This window comes from Pseudomonas sp. SLBN-26 (assembly GCF_006715895.1).
GTDB classification, from domain to species: domain Bacteria; phylum Pseudomonadota; class Gammaproteobacteria; order Pseudomonadales; family Pseudomonadaceae; genus Metapseudomonas; species Metapseudomonas otitidis.
This window is the reverse complement of record NZ_VFOB01000001.1, coordinates 4,761,662-4,778,973: the sequence shown is the minus strand read 5'-3', so window position 1 is coordinate 4,778,973 and position 17,312 is coordinate 4,761,662. Positions and strand designations below refer to the sequence as shown.

Genomic DNA, 17,312 nt, shown 5'->3' with positions numbered 1-17,312 from the left:
CGGCGAAGGGGCTCAGAAGCTCGGCAGCAGGCCGGCCGGCACCAGGGCGTTGAGGCAACCGCTGGCCAGCAGGTCGCTGGCGGCCTCGATGTCGGGGGCGAAGAAGCGGTCCTCCTGGTAGTAGGGCACCTGCTGGCGCAGGGTGGTGCGGGCCTGCTCCAGCTTCGGCGAGGTCTTCAGGCCGGTGCGGAAGTCCAGCCCCTGGCAGGCCCCCAGCCACTCGATGGCGAGGATGCCGCGCACGTTCTCGGCCATGGCCCAGAGGCGCTTGCCGGCGTTCGGCGCCATGGACACGTGGTCCTCCTGGTTGGCCGAGGTGGGCAGGCTGTCGACGCTGTGGGGATGGGCCAGGGCCTTGTTGTCACTGGCCAGGGCGGCAGCGGTGACCTGGGCGATCATGAAGCCCGAGTTGACCCCACCGTTCTCCACCAGGAAGGGCGGCAGCTGGGACATGTGCATGTCCATCATCAGCGAGATGCGCCGCTCGGACAGCGAGCCCACTTCGGCGATGGCCAGGGCCAGGTTGTCGGCGGCCATGGCCACCGGCTCGGCGTGGAAGTTGCCGCCGGACACCACGTCGCCTTCCTCGGCGAACACCAGGGGGTTGTCGGAAACCGCGTTGGCTTCGATCTCCAACACCTCGGCGGCCTGGCGCAGCTGGGTCAGGCAGGCGCCCATGACCTGGGGCTGGCAGCGCAGGGAATACGGGTCCTGGACCTTGTCGCACTTCTCGTGAGAGCGGGCGATCTCGCTGCTGGCGGTGAGCAGCTCGCGGTACGCCGCCGCCACATCCACCTGGCCGCGCTGGCCACGGGCGGCATGAATGCGCGCGTCGAACGGTGCCCGCGAGCCGAGCATGGCCTCGACGCTGAGGCTGCCGCAGACGGTGGCGGCGGCGAACAGGTCCTCGGCCTCGAACAGCCCGCGCAGGGCGTAGGCGGTGGACGCCTGGGTGCCGTTGAGCAGTGCCAGCCCTTCCTTGGCGGCCAGGGTCAGCGGCTCCAGCCCGGCGATGGCCAGGGCCTCGCGGGCGGGCAGCCATTGGCCCTTGTGGCGGGCGCGGCTCTCGCCGAGCAGCACCAGGGACATGTGCGCCAGCGGCGCCAGGTCACCGGAGGCACCGACCGAGCCCTTGAGCGGGATGTGCGGATAGACCTCGGCGTTGAGCAGCGCCACCAGGGCGTCGATCACCGCGCGACGGATACCGGAGAAGCCGCGCGCCAGGCTGTTGACCTTGAGCAGCATGATCAGCCGCACCATAGCGTCGTCCAGCGCCTCGCCGACTCCGGCGGCGTGGGACAGCACCAGGGAACGCTGCAGCTTCTCCAGGTCATGGGGGGCGATGCGGGTGGAGGCCAGCAGGCCGAACCCGGTGTTGATGCCATAGGCGGTGCGGCCCTCGGCGATGATCGCTTCGACGCAGCCGACGCTGGCGGCGATGGGCGCATCGGCCGAGGCGTCGAGGGTGATGCGCTGGGGCTGCTGGAAGGCGGCGCGCAGCTGGGCCAGGGTCAGGTGGCCGGGAGTGAGGTGCAAGGCATTCATTTCGGCTTATTCCCCCTTGCCGATCATGGGCAGGTTCAGGCCCTGCTCGCGGGCGCAATCGATGGCCACAGCGTAGCCAGCATCGGCATGGCGCATGACGCCGGTGGCCGGGTCGTTGGTCAGCACGCGGGCGATGCGCGCGGCAGCGGCGTCGGTGCCGTCGCAGACGATCACCACGCCGGAGTGCTGGGAGAAGCCCATGCCCACGCCGCCGCCATGGTGCAGCGACACCCAGGTGGCGCCGCTGGCGGTGTTCAGCAGAGCGTTGAGCAGCGGCCAGTCGGAGACGGCGTCGGAGCCGTCGGCCATGGCCTCGGTCTCGCGGTTGGGGCTGGCCACCGAGCCGGAGTCCAGGTGGTCACGGCCGATCACCACCGGTGCGGACAGTTCGCCCGAGCGCACCATTTCGTTGAAGGCCAGGCCCAGCTTGGCGCGCAGGCCCAGGCCGACCCAGCAGATGCGTGCCGGCAGGCCCTGGAAGGCGATGCGCTCGCGGGCCATGTCCAGCCAGCGGTGCAGGTGGGCGTCGTCGGGGATCAGCTCCTTCACCTTGGCGTCGGTCTTGTAGATGTCCTGCGGGTCGCCGGAGAGCGCGGCCCAGCGGAACGGGCCGATGCCCCGGCAGAACAGCGGGCGGATGTAGGCCGGGACGAAGCCGGGGAAGTCGAAGGCGTTGGCCACGCCCTCGTCCTGGGCCATCTGGCGGATGTTGTTGCCGTAGTCGAAGGTGGGGATGCCCTGCTTCTGGAAGTCGAGCATGGCGCGCACGTGCACGGCCATGGACTGCTTGGCAGCCTTGACCACGCCGGCCGGGTCGGTCTGCGCGCGGTCGCGGTACTGCTCCCAGGTCCAGCCGGCGGGCAGGTAGCCGTTGAGCGGGTCGTGGGCGCTGGTCTGGTCGGTCACCATGTCCGGGCGCACGCCCCGGCGCACCAGCTCCGGGAGGATCTCGGCGGCGTTGCCGTGCAGGGCGATGGAGATGGCCTTGCCTTCGGCGGTGTAGCGGGCGATGCGTGCCAGGGCGTCGTCGAGGTCCTTGGCCTGCTCGTCCACGTAGCGGGTCTTCAGGCGGAAGTCGATGCGGCTCTGCTGGCACTCGATGTTCAGCGAGCAGGCCCCGGCCAGGGTCGCGGCCAGGGGCTGGGCGCCGCCCATGCCGCCCAGGCCGGCGGTGAGCACCCAGCGGCCCTTGAGGTCGCCGTTGTAGTGCTGGCGGCCGGCCTCGACGAAGGTTTCATAGGTGCCCTGGACGATGCCCTGGCTGCCGATGTAGATCCAGCTGCCGGCGGTCATCTGGCCGTACATGGCCAGGCCCTTGGCATCCAGTTCGTTGAAGTGTTCCCAGGTGGCCCAGTGCGGCACCAGGTTGGAGTTGGCGATCAGCACGCGGGGGGCGTCGGCGTGGGTGCGGAACACCCCCACCGGCTTGCCGGACTGCACCAGCAGGGTCTCGTCGTCGCCGAGCTTCTTCAGGCTGTCGACGATGGCGTCGAAGCATTCCCAGTTGCGCGCGGCGCGGCCGATGCCGCCGTACACCACCAGCTCCTTCGGGTTCTCCGCCACCTCGGGGTCGAGGTTGTTCATCAACATGCGCAGCGGGGCTTCGGTGAGCCAGCTCCGGGCGTTGAGGGTGGTGCCGCGCGGGGCGCGGATCTCGATGTCGCGGTACTTGGTCATGGCAGTCTCCAGCGAAGGTGGATGGATGTTCGGGCGGCTCACAGCCAGCCCAGGAATTGCGCCAGGTAGGCCAGCGGCACGCTGAACACCAGGCTGAGAAGGGTGCGCTGCAGCCAGACCAGCAGCAGGTCCCGCAGGCGGAGCGGGATCCGCGTGGCCAGCACGCAGGGGATCGAGGCGGACAGGAACAGCACGCTGCTGACGGACACGATGGCGGTGACGAAGCGCACCAGCACGTCAGCGTCCTTGAGCAGCATCGCCGGCAGGAACATCTCGGCCAGGCCGGCAGCGAGGGCGCGGGCCACCACCATCGGCTCGCCCAGGCCCAGCAGCCAGGTAACGGGATAGAGCAGCAGGCCGACGGCGTCGAACAGCGGCGTGTAGCGGGCGGCCAGCAACCCGAGGAGCCCGACGGCAAGGATGCTGGGCAGGATGGCGGCGGTCATGCGCAGGCCATCGATGAAGGTTTCCCGCAGGGCCGATGCCAGCGTCGGGGCCTGGGCGGCCTGCTCCAGCCCAGCGCGCCAGGCACTGGCCAGGCGGCTGGCACCGGGTGCCAGCGGCGGTTCGGCCCGGCCTTCGGACGGCAGCCGCGACAGCGGATAGATCCGCGCGCTGACGGCGGTCACGGCGAAGGTCACCAGCATGGCGCCCCAGAAGTAGAGGTTCCATTGCCCCATCAGGCCGAGGGTCTTGGCGATGATCACCATGAAGGGCGCCGACACCGTGGAGAACCCGGTGGCGATGATGGCGGCCTCGCGCACGCTGTAGTGGCCCTGCTGGTACATGCGGTCGGTGATCAGCAGGCCGACGGAGTAGCTGCCGACGAAGGAGGCCACGGCGTCGATGGCCGACTTGCCCGGGGTCCGCCAGATGGGGCGCATCACCGGCTGCATCAGCACGCCCACCAGCTCCAGCAGGCCGAAGCCGATGAGGAACACCAGCGCCAGGGCCCCCAGCGGCACGATCAGGGCCAGGCTCAGCACCAGCTTGTCGAAGAGGAACGGCAGCATGCCCGGCTCATAGACGGCGGCGGGCCCCACCTGGAACAGGTAGGCGACCCCGACCAGCAAGCCGACGCCCTTGAGGACGCTGAACACCAGGTGGGTGAAGCCCTGGCGCCAGCGCCCGCTGCGCCAGGGCTCGATGGCGCCGTAGAGCATGAAGAGCAACGCCAGACCGATGACCAGCGGACGCGCGTGCACCTGCAGGGCCGAGGCGGCGTGGTCGATCAGGATGGTGGAACGGCCGGCGATCTCGAACGGGACGAAGAACAGCACGAGCCCGATGGCGCTGTAGCCCAGCAGGCGGACGAGTGCCAGGGTGCGGTTCGGCTGTGCAGTCGCTGAAAGGTTGCCAGGCATCGCGCGTCTCCGGTTACAGGGTGTTCAGGACTCAGGAACAGACACGTATCTACTTGTACATACAAGCATATGCAATTCAGGGACCAACCCGCTCCGCTGCGCCTGCATCACGGAGGAAAGCGCCGGATTACCTGGGCTCGGGCAGGCATCCCCGGTTTACACGGGCGCAACCGATCCGACCGCTACCTGGGGCAGCGGCGCATCATTCGGGAGCAGCACCGCACACCGTTGAGGCGTTCGGTAACAGTGGGAGGCAGGCGGACGGGGGTGCCCGGCAAGGGCGAACAGCGCGGGGAAGGCAGGGAAGGTCGGGCGCGCCTCAGCGCGCCAGCAGCTCGATCAGGCAGAGGGTGCCGGCCCCCTCGAGACGGACCTCGGACAGGCTGCCCGAGCGCTCCAGGTGCAGGCAGTCGTGGCGTTCCAGCAGCGGGCCGCCCTGGAGGCCGGCGCCTGCTTCGGCGGCGAACAGCAGCAGGTGATCGGCATCGCTGAACAGCGACTGCGGCCCGTCGAGGCGCAGCCATTGCAAGCGGGCGGCGTAGCGCGCGGGGGCGTAGATGAGGTTGAAGTCGCGGATCGGCCCGTCGATGAGGGTACAGTCCACGACCGCCCCGCCGTCGAAGGCGAAGGCATCCAGGGGGCCCAGGTCGCGGGAAGGCTGGCCGTCCACGGTCAGGCGCATGCCGGCACCTTCCAGCACGGTGATGACGCGCTGGTAGCCGCTGAAGGCGGAAAACGGGCCGGACTGGCCGACATCGGCGATGGACAGGCGCCAGCCGAAGCGGTCGAGGCCGTCCCCGGCATCCCGGAGGATCTCCAGGGTGGAGCCGGCGCCGTTCTTCCACGGCATGCGCGGGTAGTCGGCTGCCTTGAGCAGGCGGATGCGGTTCATGAGCCGAAGCGTCCTTCGAGGCGGTAACGCGAGCCGGGGTACAGCAGGCGGGCGCTGGTGACGGTGTTGCGCCCGGACCAGGTGCGACGGCGGATCAGCAGGCAGGGCTCGCCCCGTTCGATCTGCAGCAGGCGGCACTCGTCGGCGTCGGCGAGGATGGCCTCCACCACGTGCTCGCCCTCGGTGAGCGGGGCGATCTGGGACAGGTAGGCGTGGGGCGTCTGGCGGGTGAAATCCTGGGCTAGGTAGTCGGGGGCCACGGCGGGGTTCACGTAGCGGTCCTCGATCTGCACCGGCACGTCGTTCTCGAAGTGCACGATGCGCGAGTGGAACACCCGCTGGCCTTCGCGCAGGTCCAGCGCCAGGGCGCGCTCGGGGCCGGCCTGCTCTTCCTGCAGGCTGACCACCACGCAGTGGTGACGGTGGCCACGGGCAGCGATTTCCTCGGCGATGTTGTGCACCTCGAACAGCGCAGCCTGGCCCTTGGGCTCGGCGACGAAGGTGCCCACGCCCTGCATGCGCACCAGCAGGCCGTCGGCGGTCAGCTCGCGCAGGGCACGGTTGATGGTCATGCGGCTGAAGCCCAGCTCGCTCACCAGCTCGCTCTCCGACGGCACCCGGTAGTGCGGCGGCCAGGCGCCGGACTGGATCTGCTGGGTGATCATCTGCTTCACCCGGGCGTACAGCGGCGCGGGGGCGTCACCGATCTGGGCGGCCAGGGAGGACGGCGCGGAGGGCGATGGGGACACGGGAATCTCCTTGTGGAAACGGCGGGCACCAGGCAGGCACCCGCTACCGGCATGTACCGGATTCGACACCGGCGGACAAGCACGGACAGCCGCAAGTTTACGGCGCCCTACAACGTCTGTATATGTATATACAAATAAGACCACTCACCGGGAGCCCGCGCCATGCCTGCCTTCCACGCTGAACGAGCCCTCCTGCCCTCGGGCTGGGCACGCAATGTCCGCTTCGAGGTCGGGGCTTCCGGCCTGCTTGAACAGGTCCTCCCCGATGCCGGTTCCGAGGGCGCCGAGCGGCTCCACGGGCCGGTGCTGCCGGGCATGCCCAACCTGCACTCCCATGCCTTCCAGCGGGCCATGGCCGGCCTGGCCGAGGTGGCGGGCAACCCCAATGACAGCTTCTGGACCTGGCGCGAGCTGATGTACCGCCTGGTGGGCCGCCTCAGCCCCGAGCAGATGGAGGTGATCGCCCGCCAGCTCTACGTGGAGATGCTCAAGGCCGGCTACACCGCCGTGGCCGAGTTCCACTACGTGCACCACGACCCGGCCGGCCGCCCCTATGCCGACCCTGCGGAGCTGGCACTGTGCATCAGCCGCGCCGCCCGCGACAGCGGCATCGGCCTGACCCTGCTGCCGGTGCTCTACAGCCACGCCGGCTTCGGCGGCCTGCCGCCCAACGAGGGCCAGCGCCGTTTCATCCACAGCACCGACAGTTACCTGACCCTGCAACAGCGCTTGCGCGAGGCACTGCCGGCGGATCAGGGGCTGGGGCTGTGCTTCCACTCCCTGCGGGCGGTGACGCCCGACCAACTGGCCACGGTGCTGGCCGCCGAAGACGGGGCCCGGCCGATCCACATCCACATCGCCGAGCAGCAGAAGGAGGTGGACGACTGCCTGGCCTGGAGTGGCCGTCGCCCCTTGCAGTGGCTGTACGAACACGCGCCGGTGGACCCGCGCTGGTGCCTGGTGCACGCCACCCACGCCGAGGCCGATGAGGTGCAGGCCATGGCCCGCAGCCGTGCGGTGGCGGGCCTGTGCCTGACCACCGAGGCCAACCTGGGCGACGGGATCTTCCCGGCGGTGGACTTCCTCGCCCGGGGCGGGCGCCTGGGCATCGGCTCCGACAGCCATGTGTCGGTGAGCGTGGTGGAGGAACTGCGCTGGCTGGAATACGGCCAGCGCCTGCGTGACCAGCGGCGCAATCGCCTGAATCGCCCGGAGCAGCCCCAGGTGGGCCGCACCCTGTTCGATGCGGCCCTGGCCGGCGGCGCCCAGGCCCTGGGGCAACCGGTGGGGGCGCTGGCCGTGGGCAGCCGGGCCGACTGGATCGTGCTGGACGGCACCGACCCCTACCTGGCCACCGCCGAGGGGGATGCGCTGCTCAACCGCTGGCTGTTCGCCGGCGGCGACCGCCAGGTGCGGGATGTGATGGTGGGCGGACGCTGGGTGGTGCGCAACGGCCACCACCCTGCCGAGGAAGCGACGGCCTGGGCCTTCGCCGAGGTGCTGCGGACCGTCCTGGGCTGACGGCCCGCCGCCGGGGTCAGGGCATCTGGCTGTCGGGTGTGCGCCAGATCAGACGGTCGGTGTCGTAGCCCTGGGACTGGGCCAGGCGCACCAGGCGCGCGCGGGTCTTCTCCGAAACCACCGGGGTGCGCGAGAGCATCCACAGGTATTCGCGGTTCGGGTTGCCCACCAGCGCGGTGGTGTAGCCCTCGTCCAGGTAGAGCACCCAGTAGTCGCCCTTGGCGAGGTTCGGGAAGAGCCGGGTGAAGACGTTGTCGAAGCGCACCCAGAGCTTGTCGGTCTGCCCCTCCACCTGGGGCACGGCGTAGCCGCGTGCCTCCTGCCACTCGCCCTCGGGGGTGCGGCAGCGGTTGAGCACCCCGACGCGGCCCTCGCCTTCCAGGCTGTAGTGGGCCTCGGACTGGGCGCAGTTGCGCTGGAAGAACATCGGCAGGCGCGCCAGCTCGTACCAGGTGCCCTGGTAGCGCTGCAGGTCCACCTGCCCGGCGGTGCGCGGCGGTTCCGCCGGGCTGCCGGTGCCGGCGCAGCCAGCCAGCAGCAGGGCGGCGGCAAACAGGGCCCGGCGCATCATTTCAGCCCCTTGCCCTGGTACATCACCACCTTGTCGGCGGCGAACTGGATGCTGATGAAGGTCTGCTGGTCACCCCAGGTGCAACTGGTGAGGCCGACCGCGCCGGAGCATTCGGTGGGTTCGCCGATCAGTTGCTCCACCTCGGTCTTGGCCATGCCGGCCTTGATCTTGGAGTAGTTCTCCTGGTTGATCTTGTTGCACGCGGCGAGTGCGACGCAGACGGACAGCAGGGCGAGGATACGCAGGCGCATGGATGACTCCGTTCAGGGGTAGGAACGCCGCAAAGCTTGGCACAGCGAGGCGGCGGATGCCCATTGGATTCAGAAGCGCGAGCCGGGTTCCTCGAGGAAACGCAGCTCCGCCTCGGTGGAGGCGCGCGACAGGATGGCGTTGCGGTGGGGAAAGCGACCGAAGCGGGCGATCACCGCGCGGTGCCGCTCGGCGTAGTCCAGGTAGCTGTCGAAGGGGCCGCGCTCGGCCTCGGGCAGCGCATCCCGCAGGGCGGCGAAGCGCTGCACGGCCTCGTCCTGCAGGGCCAGGTCCTCGGCGTGCTCCAGCACCAGGTAGGCGAAGACGCGGCGGATCGGCGGGAGCTGCCGGTCCCACGCCTGCGCCAGGCCGTCGCGGACCTGCTCGCGGGCCAGGGCATCGCCGGCAAAGGCGCGGGGCTGGTCGCGGAAGATCATGCGCGGCAACTGGTCCAGCAACAGCAACCGGGCCAGCCAGCCGTCCGGGCACTGGCCCCACTCGGCGAGGCCGCCGGCCAGGGCCTGCTCCACCAGCGGGCCGAAGCGCTCCCTGGCCTCGCGGTCCTGGCTGTCACGCTTGCCGAACCACAGGCCCTGGCGGCTCGCCACCACCTCGCTGGCCGGGGCCTCGGGCCCGAACCACCAGTCCAGCAGCGGCTGCCAGGGCTGCATGGGTTACTCCAGGTGGTAGCCGGTGACCCGGGCCACTTCTTCCTTGGAGCCCAGGAACACCGGCACGCGCTGGTGCAGGGACTCGGGCTGGAGGTCGAGGATGCGCTGGCGACCGTTGGTGGCGGCGCCGCCGGCCTGCTCGATGATGAAGGACATCGGGTTGGCTTCGTACATCAGCCGCAGCTTGCCGGGCTTCTCCGGCTCACGGGCGTCCCAGGGGTACATGAACACGCCGCCACGGGTCAGGATGCGGTGCACGTCGGCCACCATGGAGGCGATCCAGCGCATGTTGTAGTTCTTGCCCAGCGGGCCTTCCTTGCCGGCCAGCATCTCGCCCACGTAGCGGCTCACCGGGGCTTCCCAGTGGCGCTGGTTGGACATGTTGATGGCGAACTCGGCGGTGGTTTCCGGCACGCGGATGTTGTCGTGGGTGAGCACGAAGGAGCCCAGCTCGCGGTCCAGGGTGAAGCCCTTCACGCCGTCGCCCAGGGTCAGCATGAGCATGGTCTGCGGGCCATAGATGGCGTAGCCGGCGGCGACCTGCTGGGTGCCGGGCTGGAGGAAGGCCTGTTCGTTCAGGCTGTCATTCTGCGAGAGGTACTTATCCGGGCAGCGCAGCACCGAGAAGATAGTGCCGACCGAGACGTTGACGTCGATGTTGGAGGAGCCGTCCAGCGGGTCGAACACCAGCAGGTACGCGCCCTTGGGGTACTTGCCGGGGATCTGGTAGGCGTTGTCCATTTCCTCGGAGGCCATGCCGGCCAGGTGGCCGCCCCATTCGTTGGCTTCCAGCAGGATTTCGTTGGAGAGCACGTCGAGCTTCTTCTGCACTTCGCCCTGGACGTTCTCGGTGCCCATGCTGCCCAGCACGCCACCCAGCGCGCCCTTGGACACCGCGTGGCTGATCTCCTTGCACGCACGCGCCACCACCTCGATGAGGAAGCGCAGATCGGCAGGGGTGTTGTGGCTACGGGTCTGCTCGATCAGATAGCGACTGAGGGTAACGCGGGACATGAATTGGCTCCGGATGGAATGGGGAAAAAACGCGCGCAGTTTAGCGCGACTCGCGGCGCATTGCTTCACGCCAGGCGACACGGCGGACGGTAGGCAGGGCCCTGACGAAGCGGTGCCGAAGGATCAGACGCGACACGGGCGCACAGGTTCAGTGACGGCTCAGGACGAAAGGCTCGCCAGGCTGCAGACGCGGTTGCGGCCGTTGCGCTTGGCCTCGTAGAGGGCGGCGTCGGCGATCTGCAGCAGCTCGTCGAGGCCCTGCCCCTGGCCCGGCCAGACCGCCAGGCCGGCGGACAGGGTCACCCGCAGCTCGCCGTTGCGGGTCACCAGGGCCGTGGTGGCCAGTTCACGGCGGATCGCCTCCAGGCGCTCGGCCGCCTCGTGGGCATCGGCCCCGGGCATCACCAGCAGGAACTCCTCGCCGCCGAAGCGGAACACCGCGTCCGAGCTGCGCAGGCTGCACTCCAGGTAGCCGGCGACGCCCTTGAGCACGTCGTCCCCCACCAGGTGGCCGTGGCGGTCGTTGAGCTGCTTGAAGTGGTCCAGGTCGATCAGCGCCAGGGCGATCGGGCTCTGCTCGCGCAGGCCACGGGCCATCTCGCGCTCGAAGAACTCACTGAGGTAGCGGCGATTGTAGAGGCCGGTGAGCGGGTCGCGCAGGGCCTGCTGGCGCAACTGCTCGTGGAGGCTGGAGATGGTCCGCAGGCGTTCCTCGCTGGTGGCAAGGGCCTCGGCCAGCTGCAGCTCGCTGCAATGCCGCGCGGTGACGTCGCGCAGGTAGATCATCCGCCCCAGCACGTGGTTGCCGGTGCGGGTCAGCCGCTCGATGGCCCGGCAGCGCACCTCAAAGTACCGCTCCGGCGCCTCCAGGGTGAGCATCGCCTCCAGGTTGCCCGACTCCTGCAACAGCGCCTGCAGCGGCTGGCCGACCACCGGCCACTCCGCCAGCACCCGGCCCTGCCAGCCACCGCGCAGACCGGCCAGGCGCAGGGCCGCCGGGTTGGCCTCGATGACACGGCCCTTGGCATCCACCACCAGCACCGGATCGGGCAGTTCCTCCAGCAGCAGGTGGCGCGCCACCGGCATCAGGTCGAACAGGCGCACACCGACGATCAGCCAGGAGAACGCCGCCAGGGTGAAGGCGAAGCTGAAGGGGGTCGGATCGAACCCGAACAGGGTCCAGCCGAACATCACGTAGGACGCATTGGCGACCCAGGGCACGCAGGTGACGAAGACGAACGCCAGGTAGTGCCGGCGGTGCAGGCCGTGGCTGGCCAGCACCGCGCGCGCCACCACGTAGAGGCAGAACAGCATCTGCAGATAGACGTAGACCGCCACGCCGTGAAACAGCACCCCGTGCTCGTAACGCACCGGCGCACCGGGCAGGTCGCTCAGCGGCGCCGTGCCCGGCCCGTAGAAGGCCTGGTGCCAGGGGTTGCTGGCCGCCAGCGCCCAGGCCAGCAGCGGCGCGATGGACAGGGCCAGGTAGCGACGTGGAGACAGGGGCTCACGGATGCTGTTGACGTACTGCCAGAGAAACACCGCCCAGAGCGTCGGCACCCCGACAATGCCCGGCCAGGCCATGGTGGCCCACAGCACCTTGCACGAGGCGCCCTCGGCAGCCAGCTCCAGGCCGGCGGCCCCCAGCCACCAGAGGATGCCCAGGTGCATGAGGATGAAGCTGGCGCGGCCGGGGAAGTAACGCTGCCGGCCGACCCAGCGCGCCAGCAGGATGACCCCGACCGCCACCACCCCGGTGAACAGCACCGGCGGCGTGAGGCTCCAGCCCGGGATCGAACACAGGCTCACCGACGCGCTTCCACAGGGCGAGCGGCCCCGGCATGCCGGACAAGGGCACGGGGCAGCGGGAAGAAAGCGCGTTTCACGGCGTCGGAACCTGTCTGGAAAAGAGGCGCGGCCCATACCGCGCGACCGCGCAACGATACAGCAAAAAGCCACCATCCATGTGACAGATGGTGGCAACAACGCCGCTTATGCGCCCTTGTTCTGGGCGCGCAGCAGGCTGACCGCCATCATCACCAGCAGCCCCACGCCCAGCAGCAGGACGGCCCAGAGGCCGAAGCGCTTCCAGTCGGTCTGCTCGGCCTGGACGGCGGCCTTGTCCTCCGCCACGGCCTGGGTGACGCGCAGGTCGCCCTCGATACGCGCCTGGCCCATCTTCGCCAGCGAGTCGTTCCGCAGGCCGGGCACCAGGGTGCCCAGCGGCAGCGCCGAGGACGTGGCCGCTGGGCGTCCGACGGCCAGCACGAAGGGGCCGGTGCCCCGCGCGAGGAACACCACCTCGGTGGCGCGCATGCCCACCCGCAGCGCCGGGCCCTGGGTGCCGAAGCCGCCGGCACGCAGGTCCACTTTCAGGCGCACCTGCTGGATGCGGTCCCAGCCGGAGAGGATCAGCTCGTCATGGACGTTCTCCTTGCCCTCCCCCGGCAGGCGGTAGAGCAGGCCTGAAGTGAGCGGCCGCCACTGGCCGGCCGGGTCGTTGCGCGATTGCAGCTGGACCGGTGCCAGGGTGTTGGGCTGCTCCAGGGCGAAACACAGGCGCTCGGCGGCGATGGGCAGCGGCAGGTCCCAGCGGTACTCGCCCTCCCCTTCGCGGCGCGCCGGCAGCGGATCGGACCAGACCATCGGCGCCGGGCGGCTCTCGCGGCTGGCCGTGGTGACCCGCGCGGCGGACAGCACCGGAGCCTCGGCGTCCAGCCACAACAGGCGCAGGTAGCGGGCGGGCTGGCCCGGCAGCGCCACTTCACGCTGGTCGATGCGATCCCCGCCGAAGCTCAGCCGGGCCAGTTGGCCGGTGCCCCAGGGGCGCCAGTCCTGCAGGTCGTCGCTGGCCTCGATGGAGAAGCGCTGGAAGCCCTCTTCGCCCGTCGTCCAGTCCAGCACTAGGCGCTCCAGCGGGCCCTGGGCGGCGCTGGCGTCCAGCAGCCAGCCGCGCAGGCGCTCGCCCGGCGCGGCGGGCTCCTCCGGCACCACTTCCACCAGGGTGCCGGTGGTGCTGCGCTCCACCCGCACGCGGGGCGCGCTGTCCACATTGGCCGGGCCACGCAGGGGGAACCACTTGAGGTCCAGCGCCTGCTCGGTGCGGGCGGTGCTGCCTTCGCTGCGGGTCAGCGAGTAGGCCAGCGGCTCACCCTCGGCGTTGAACACCCGCAGGTCACGCAGGTCGCCATGGGCTGCCGCCAGTTGCAGGGCCATGGGCAACTCCAGGCGGTACCAGGGGCCCTGCCCCTCCACCTTGAGCGGCATCTGGGCGGTGTAGTCGGCGAGTTTCTCGGCGGCGAATGCCGGGCTGGCCACTGCCAGGCAGGCGCCCAGCAACAGGGTTAGACGACTCATGTACTGACCTGCTCCGTTTCAGCGGCGCCCCGCTTGGGCGGCAAGGGCGCGAAGTAACCGACGACCAGCAGCAGCACGCCGACGCCGATGAAGGAAATGATGCGTTCCAGGCCGCCCCGGTTGCCCAGTTCGACGAAGAACAGCTTGGCCACCACCACGCCGATCAGCGCCGCGCCCACCAGCCACAGCTCGCGGTGCACGCGGCGGTGGCCGCCGACCATCAGGCCGAGGGCGATGGTGGTCCAGACCAGGGACAGCCCCGCCTGCACCAGCATGGAATCCAGCTGGGCCTGCAGGGTGAAGGGCACGCCGCCCCAGTGGTGGGCGGTACGGAACACCACGGCCGTGGCCAGGGCGAACAGCGAGGCGCCCACCACCACCTGGGGCAGCCAGAGCTCCACGTCTTCGCCCAGGCCGAACTCGGGCAGGTAGTCGCGCAGCCACAGGCTGACCCCCAGCAGGGCGAACAGCAGGCCCAGCTCCAGCGGGTTGACCAGCGGCAGGTAGGGCAGCGGATCGGCACTGCCGTCGCTCCAGGCGTTGGCCACCCAGAACCAGCCGAGCATCATCAGCGCCAGCGGCAGCGCGGCCCACAGGCGGTACTCGCGCGGGTGCGCGGACACCGGCCAGGGCAAGCGCGGCAGGCGGGTCATCGCCAGCAGGTAGAGGCTCGGCAGCAGCGCCCAGCCCAGCCAGCGCCAGGCGTTGTAGTGCTCGGAGAGCAGCAGGAGCAGGTAGCGCAGCTCCAGCGCCAACACACCGAGGATCAACCAGCAGCCGAGCACATGGGCGGCACTGCGCGCGCCCTCCGGCAGCAGGTCATGCAGGCGCTTGAGCACCAGCAGGTGAGCGGCGAACACCAGCCCCCAGCCCAGCCAGCCGAAGTCGGCCGCCGGGTGGTAGCGCGGCGTCCAGGCACCGAGCAGGGCCACCAGCGCCGCCGGCACCAGCAGCAGGCAGAGCAGCGCCAGGCCTTCCCAGCGTTCACGACGCGCCAGTTGCGACCAGGCCGCCACGCTCAGGGCCGCCAGTACCAGCGCCAGGGGCACGCGCAGCGCCGGCTCGGCGAAGCGGATGATCTCCGACAACCCCGCCAGGGCCCACCAGCCGGCACTCCACACCAGCAGCAGCTGGGCCAGGTGGCCGAGGCTGACGCCCGGCAGGCGCGGGTCTTCGCGGCGGTGCTCGCGGTGCAGGCGCCAGGCCCCCACCAGCGCCGCCAGGGCCAGCACGGCCGGCGTCCAGAAGCCGGCATGGGCCAGCGGGCGCAGCCCTTCGCTGCTCAGCTCACCCAGCAGCAGCGGGCTGACCGCCAGGAAGGTGATGCCGGCCACGGCCTGCAGCCCCAGGCCGAAGACGAAGCTGGCACGCAGTTGCAGGTGCAGGCTGAGCCAGATGATCAGCAGGCCGCTGCCGCCCCAGACGGCGGCGGCCGAGCGCCACGGCAGGACGAACAGCACCGCCAGGTTGATGAACACCAGGCCCGCCAACAGCACCACGGACATACCGCGCAGCAGGCGCGCGTCGTCGCGCACCATCTCGTCCCGCGCGGCCACCAGCATGCCGCCGATCAGCGCCAGGCCGATCAGCGAGGCGGTGATCAGGCTGCGCCAGCCCAGCGCGCCGCCGACGCCCAGGCTGTCGCGGTCGATGCCCAGCAGGAACACCGCCCCACCCAGCAGTTGCACCGCGAAAGCGGCGAAGAGGAAGGTGCGCGAACGCAGACGCAGGCCGGCGAACAGCGTGGCCAGGCCGGCCAGCGCCCAGGCGATGGCGGTGCCTTCGGCGTACCAGCACAGCGGCGCGATCAGGTAGAGGAAGCCCAGGCCACAGGCCGCCAGCACCGGCTGCAGGCCGGGCTCGTGGCTGCGCAGGCGGTCCGCCGGGGTGATGCGCAGCTGCCAGTAGCTGAACAGGCCGGCCACGCCCAGCATCAGGGCGCCCAGAGGCGCGCCTTCCAGCAGGCTGTTGCGACCCAGCTCCAGGCCGCTGATGAAGGCCAGCGCCGCGCCGGCCTGCAGGGCCAGGGCGAAGGCGCGGGCCAGCGGGCGCCCTTGGCGCAGGCCGAGCCAGAAGATGCCGGCCCCTTCCACCGCCCAGGCGGCAGAGGTCCAGCGGGCGTCCAGCCCCAGCGGGATGGCCAGGGTGCCGAACACCACGCCCAGGGCCAGGCAGGTTTCCACCAGCAGCAGCGCGCGGCCGGCGGTGCGCCCGGCCACCAGGCGCGCCAGCACCATGTAGAACAGGCCGAGGGCCAGGGCGCTGAAGGCGGCACCGAATTCCAAGTGGCGGATCACCGCGTACTGCAGGCCGAAGCCCACCAGCGGCGGGCCGAACAGCACGGTGGCATCGAGGTAGTCACCCTGGCGGACCGACCAATTCAACAGCGCGTCGCGCTCCGTCGGTGCGTTGGCCGCCTCGCGCAGGCGCCGACGGGCGAACAGCAGGCCGATGGCCACGTACATCAGGAAGAACAGCACCAGGAAGGGCTCGGTGCTGGCGAACAGCTCCGGCGTGTAGGAGCGGTTGCCCCAGGCCATGCCGATGCCGAAGGTGCCGACGAAGCCGATCAGGTTGAGCAGGCGCCAGGCCTTGAACCAGGCGATGGCGAAGATGCCGGCATTGAGCAGGGCGAAGTAGGAGAACAGCGCCACATGGTTGCCGCTGCCGGTGGAGGTGAGGATCGGCGCGGCGAAACCGCCCAGCGCCGCAGCAGCGGCCAGGCCGAGTGCATCCTGCAGCACCGCAAGCACGGCCGAGCACAGCGTGACCACCACCAGCAGCACCAGCGCGGCCTTCGGGTCCAGCAGCGGGTGCAGGCGCATGGCCGCGAACACCGTCAGGTACAGCACCGCGATCCCCGCGCCCTGCAGCATCAAGGCATAGGAGGGGTTGCGGCGGCGCAGCCACCAGCCGAGCCCCAGCAGGGCGATGGCGGCCGCCGCCACGCCGGCGTAGCGCACCTGGATCGGCACCACCATGCCTTCGGTGGCGTAGCGCAGCAGGAAGGCCAGGCCGAGGAACAGCAGCAGCACACCGATGCGCAGGACGGTGTTGCCGCCGAACAGCCAGGCCTTGGCCGCGGCAAAACCGCGCTCGAACAGCGAGGGCTCGTGGCGGTAGGCCGGCTCGCTGCGGGGCGCCGGGGCATGCCGGACGATGGGGCGTGGTGCAGGTTGCTCCGGTCGCTGAGGCGCCGCTTCAGCGGCGGCAACGGGTTCGGGGAGGGGCTCGAGGGTCCAGTCCAGCGGCGCTTCGGGCGCGGCAGGCCCCTCGGCGGCGACCTGCGCGGCCACGGGCGGCTCCACGTCGGCCGGCAGTTCCCAGACCAGTTCGGTCTCTTCAGGCTGCGGCTCGGGCCGGGCGGTGACCTCGGGCTGAGGCGCAGCGGCGGGCGTTTCCACCGCCGGGGTGGGCGGCGCGTCGGCCGCCGGGGCGCGGGTCGGCCGCTCGGCGGTGCGTTTCTCCACCTCCAGCAGGCGCTGGAACAGGGCTTCGGTGCCCTTTTCGAAGCGGGTGGAGAATTCGCGGAGTTCCTTCTGCAGGCGGGCATTTTCCTGCCCCAGGCCCTGCAGGCGGATCGCCTGCCCCAGGCCGAGGCCCATCAGCCCCCCCAGCAAGGCGCCGGTGATCGATTCACCAGCCGCCGCCCCCATGGCCAAGCCGACCAGCATGAAAATCCATTGCATGCGCTGTCTTCCC

The 17,312-nt window shown here is 70.4% G+C and carries 13 protein-coding genes; 1 reads left to right on the top strand and 12 read right to left on the bottom strand.

All coding sequences use genetic code 11. The features are described from left to right. Positions 1-12: 12 nt before the first annotated feature. The 5 genes from hutH to hutC form a co-directional block, all read right to left on the bottom strand. Positions 13-1,545 carry a histidine ammonia-lyase gene (hutH, locus tag FBY21_RS22130; RefSeq protein ID WP_142013692.1) on the bottom strand — a complete coding sequence of 511 codons (1,533 nt, stop codon included), beginning with the start codon at positions 1,543-1,545 and terminating at the stop codon, positions 13-15. Positions 1,546-1,551: 6 nt separating this feature from the next. Further along, positions 1,552-3,222 carry a urocanate hydratase gene (hutU, locus tag FBY21_RS22125; protein WP_142013690.1) on the bottom strand — a complete coding sequence of 557 codons (1,671 nt, stop codon included), beginning with the start codon at positions 3,220-3,222 and terminating at the stop codon, positions 1,552-1,554. Positions 3,223-3,260: 38 nt separating this feature from the next. After that, on the bottom strand, positions 3,261-4,586 hold the full coding sequence (locus FBY21_RS22120) for a YjiH family protein (protein WP_107330153.1): 1,326 nt from the start codon (positions 4,584-4,586) through the stop codon (positions 3,261-3,263). 319 nt (positions 4,587-4,905) lie between these two features. Then, a complete protein-coding gene (locus FBY21_RS22115) occupies positions 4,906-5,478 on the bottom strand; it encodes a HutD family protein (RefSeq protein ID WP_142013688.1) in 573 nt (190 codons plus the stop codon). Beyond that, positions 5,475-6,227, bottom strand: a complete 753-nt coding sequence (gene hutC / locus FBY21_RS22110; protein WP_069559931.1) for a histidine utilization repressor — start codon at positions 6,225-6,227, stop codon at positions 5,475-5,477. The genes FBY21_RS22115 and hutC overlap by 4 nt, the downstream gene beginning before the upstream one ends. 162 nt (positions 6,228-6,389) lie before the next feature. On the opposite strand from hutC, the gene FBY21_RS22105 reads away from it, so the two are divergent. Further along, the gene (locus FBY21_RS22105; protein WP_142013686.1) at positions 6,390-7,748 is read left to right on the top strand and encodes a formimidoylglutamate deiminase; all 1,359 of its coding nucleotides are present in this window, start codon (positions 6,390-6,392) and stop codon (positions 7,746-7,748) included. A 16-nt stretch (positions 7,749-7,764) separates the two neighbouring features. Here FBY21_RS22105 and FBY21_RS22100 read toward each other — a convergent pair whose 3' ends face one another. The 7 genes from FBY21_RS22100 to FBY21_RS22070 form a co-directional block, all read right to left on the bottom strand. Beyond that, positions 7,765-8,316, bottom strand: a complete 552-nt coding sequence (locus FBY21_RS22100) for a lipocalin family protein (RefSeq protein ID WP_044405460.1) — start codon at positions 8,314-8,316, stop codon at positions 7,765-7,767. After that, on the bottom strand, positions 8,316-8,570 hold the full coding sequence (locus tag FBY21_RS22095) for a lipoprotein (RefSeq protein ID WP_044405457.1): 255 nt from the start codon (positions 8,568-8,570) through the stop codon (positions 8,316-8,318). Before FBY21_RS22095 ends, FBY21_RS22100 begins: the two co-directional genes overlap by 1 nt. Before the next feature lie 69 nt (positions 8,571-8,639). After that, the gene (locus FBY21_RS22090; protein ID WP_142013684.1) at positions 8,640-9,239 is read right to left on the bottom strand and encodes a DUF924 family protein; all 600 of its coding nucleotides are present in this window, start codon (positions 9,237-9,239) and stop codon (positions 8,640-8,642) included. Between the two features lie 3 nt (positions 9,240-9,242). After that, a complete protein-coding gene (locus FBY21_RS22085; RefSeq protein WP_074973619.1) occupies positions 9,243-10,253 on the bottom strand; it encodes a class 1 fructose-bisphosphatase in 1,011 nt (336 codons plus the stop codon). Positions 10,254-10,412: 159 nt separating this feature from the next. Continuing rightward, positions 10,413-12,062, bottom strand: coding sequence for a histidine kinase N-terminal 7TM domain-containing protein (locus FBY21_RS22080; protein WP_253543761.1), 1,650 nt, complete (start codon positions 12,060-12,062; stop codon positions 10,413-10,415). Between the two features lie 183 nt (positions 12,063-12,245). After that, positions 12,246-13,610, bottom strand: coding sequence for a DUF3999 domain-containing protein (locus FBY21_RS22075; protein WP_142013680.1), 1,365 nt, complete (start codon positions 13,608-13,610; stop codon positions 12,246-12,248). Then, entirely contained in the window at positions 13,607-17,299 is a 3,693-nt protein-coding gene (locus FBY21_RS22070) for a DUF2339 domain-containing protein (protein WP_142013678.1), read from the bottom strand. The genes FBY21_RS22075 and FBY21_RS22070 overlap by 4 nt, the downstream gene beginning before the upstream one ends. Between the last annotated feature and the right edge of the window lie 13 nt (positions 17,300-17,312).

Excerpts from the sequence above, each read along its gene's own strand:
- FBY21_RS22090 (WP_142013684.1), bottom strand. The coding sequence starts at position 9,239 with ATGCAGCCCTGGCAGCCGCTGCTGGACTGGTGGTTCGGGCCCGAGGCC.
- FBY21_RS22070 (WP_142013678.1), bottom strand. The coding sequence starts at position 17,299 with ATGCAATGGATTTTCATGCTGGTCGGCTTGGCCATGGGGGCGGCGGCT.
- hutU (WP_142013690.1), bottom strand. The coding sequence starts at position 3,222 with ATGACCAAGTACCGCGACATCGAGATCCGCGCCCCGCGCGGCACCACC.
- FBY21_RS22120 (WP_107330153.1), bottom strand. The coding sequence starts at position 4,586 with ATGCCTGGCAACCTTTCAGCGACTGCACAGCCGAACCGCACCCTGGCA.
- FBY21_RS22115 (WP_142013688.1), bottom strand. The coding sequence starts at position 5,478 with ATGAACCGCATCCGCCTGCTCAAGGCAGCCGACTACCCGCGCATGCCG.
- FBY21_RS22075 (WP_142013680.1), bottom strand. The coding sequence starts at position 13,610 with ATGAGTCGTCTAACCCTGTTGCTGGGCGCCTGCCTGGCAGTGGCCAGC.
- FBY21_RS22100 (WP_044405460.1), bottom strand. The coding sequence starts at position 8,316 with ATGCGCCGGGCCCTGTTTGCCGCCGCCCTGCTGCTGGCTGGCTGCGCC.
- hutH (WP_142013692.1), bottom strand. The coding sequence starts at position 1,545 with ATGAATGCCTTGCACCTCACTCCCGGCCACCTGACCCTGGCCCAGCTG.
- FBY21_RS22095 (WP_044405457.1), bottom strand. The coding sequence starts at position 8,570 with ATGCGCCTGCGTATCCTCGCCCTGCTGTCCGTCTGCGTCGCACTCGCC.
- FBY21_RS22105 (WP_142013686.1), top strand. The coding sequence starts at position 6,390 with ATGCCTGCCTTCCACGCTGAACGAGCCCTCCTGCCCTCGGGCTGGGCA.
- FBY21_RS22085 (WP_074973619.1), bottom strand. The coding sequence starts at position 10,253 with ATGTCCCGCGTTACCCTCAGTCGCTATCTGATCGAGCAGACCCGTAGC.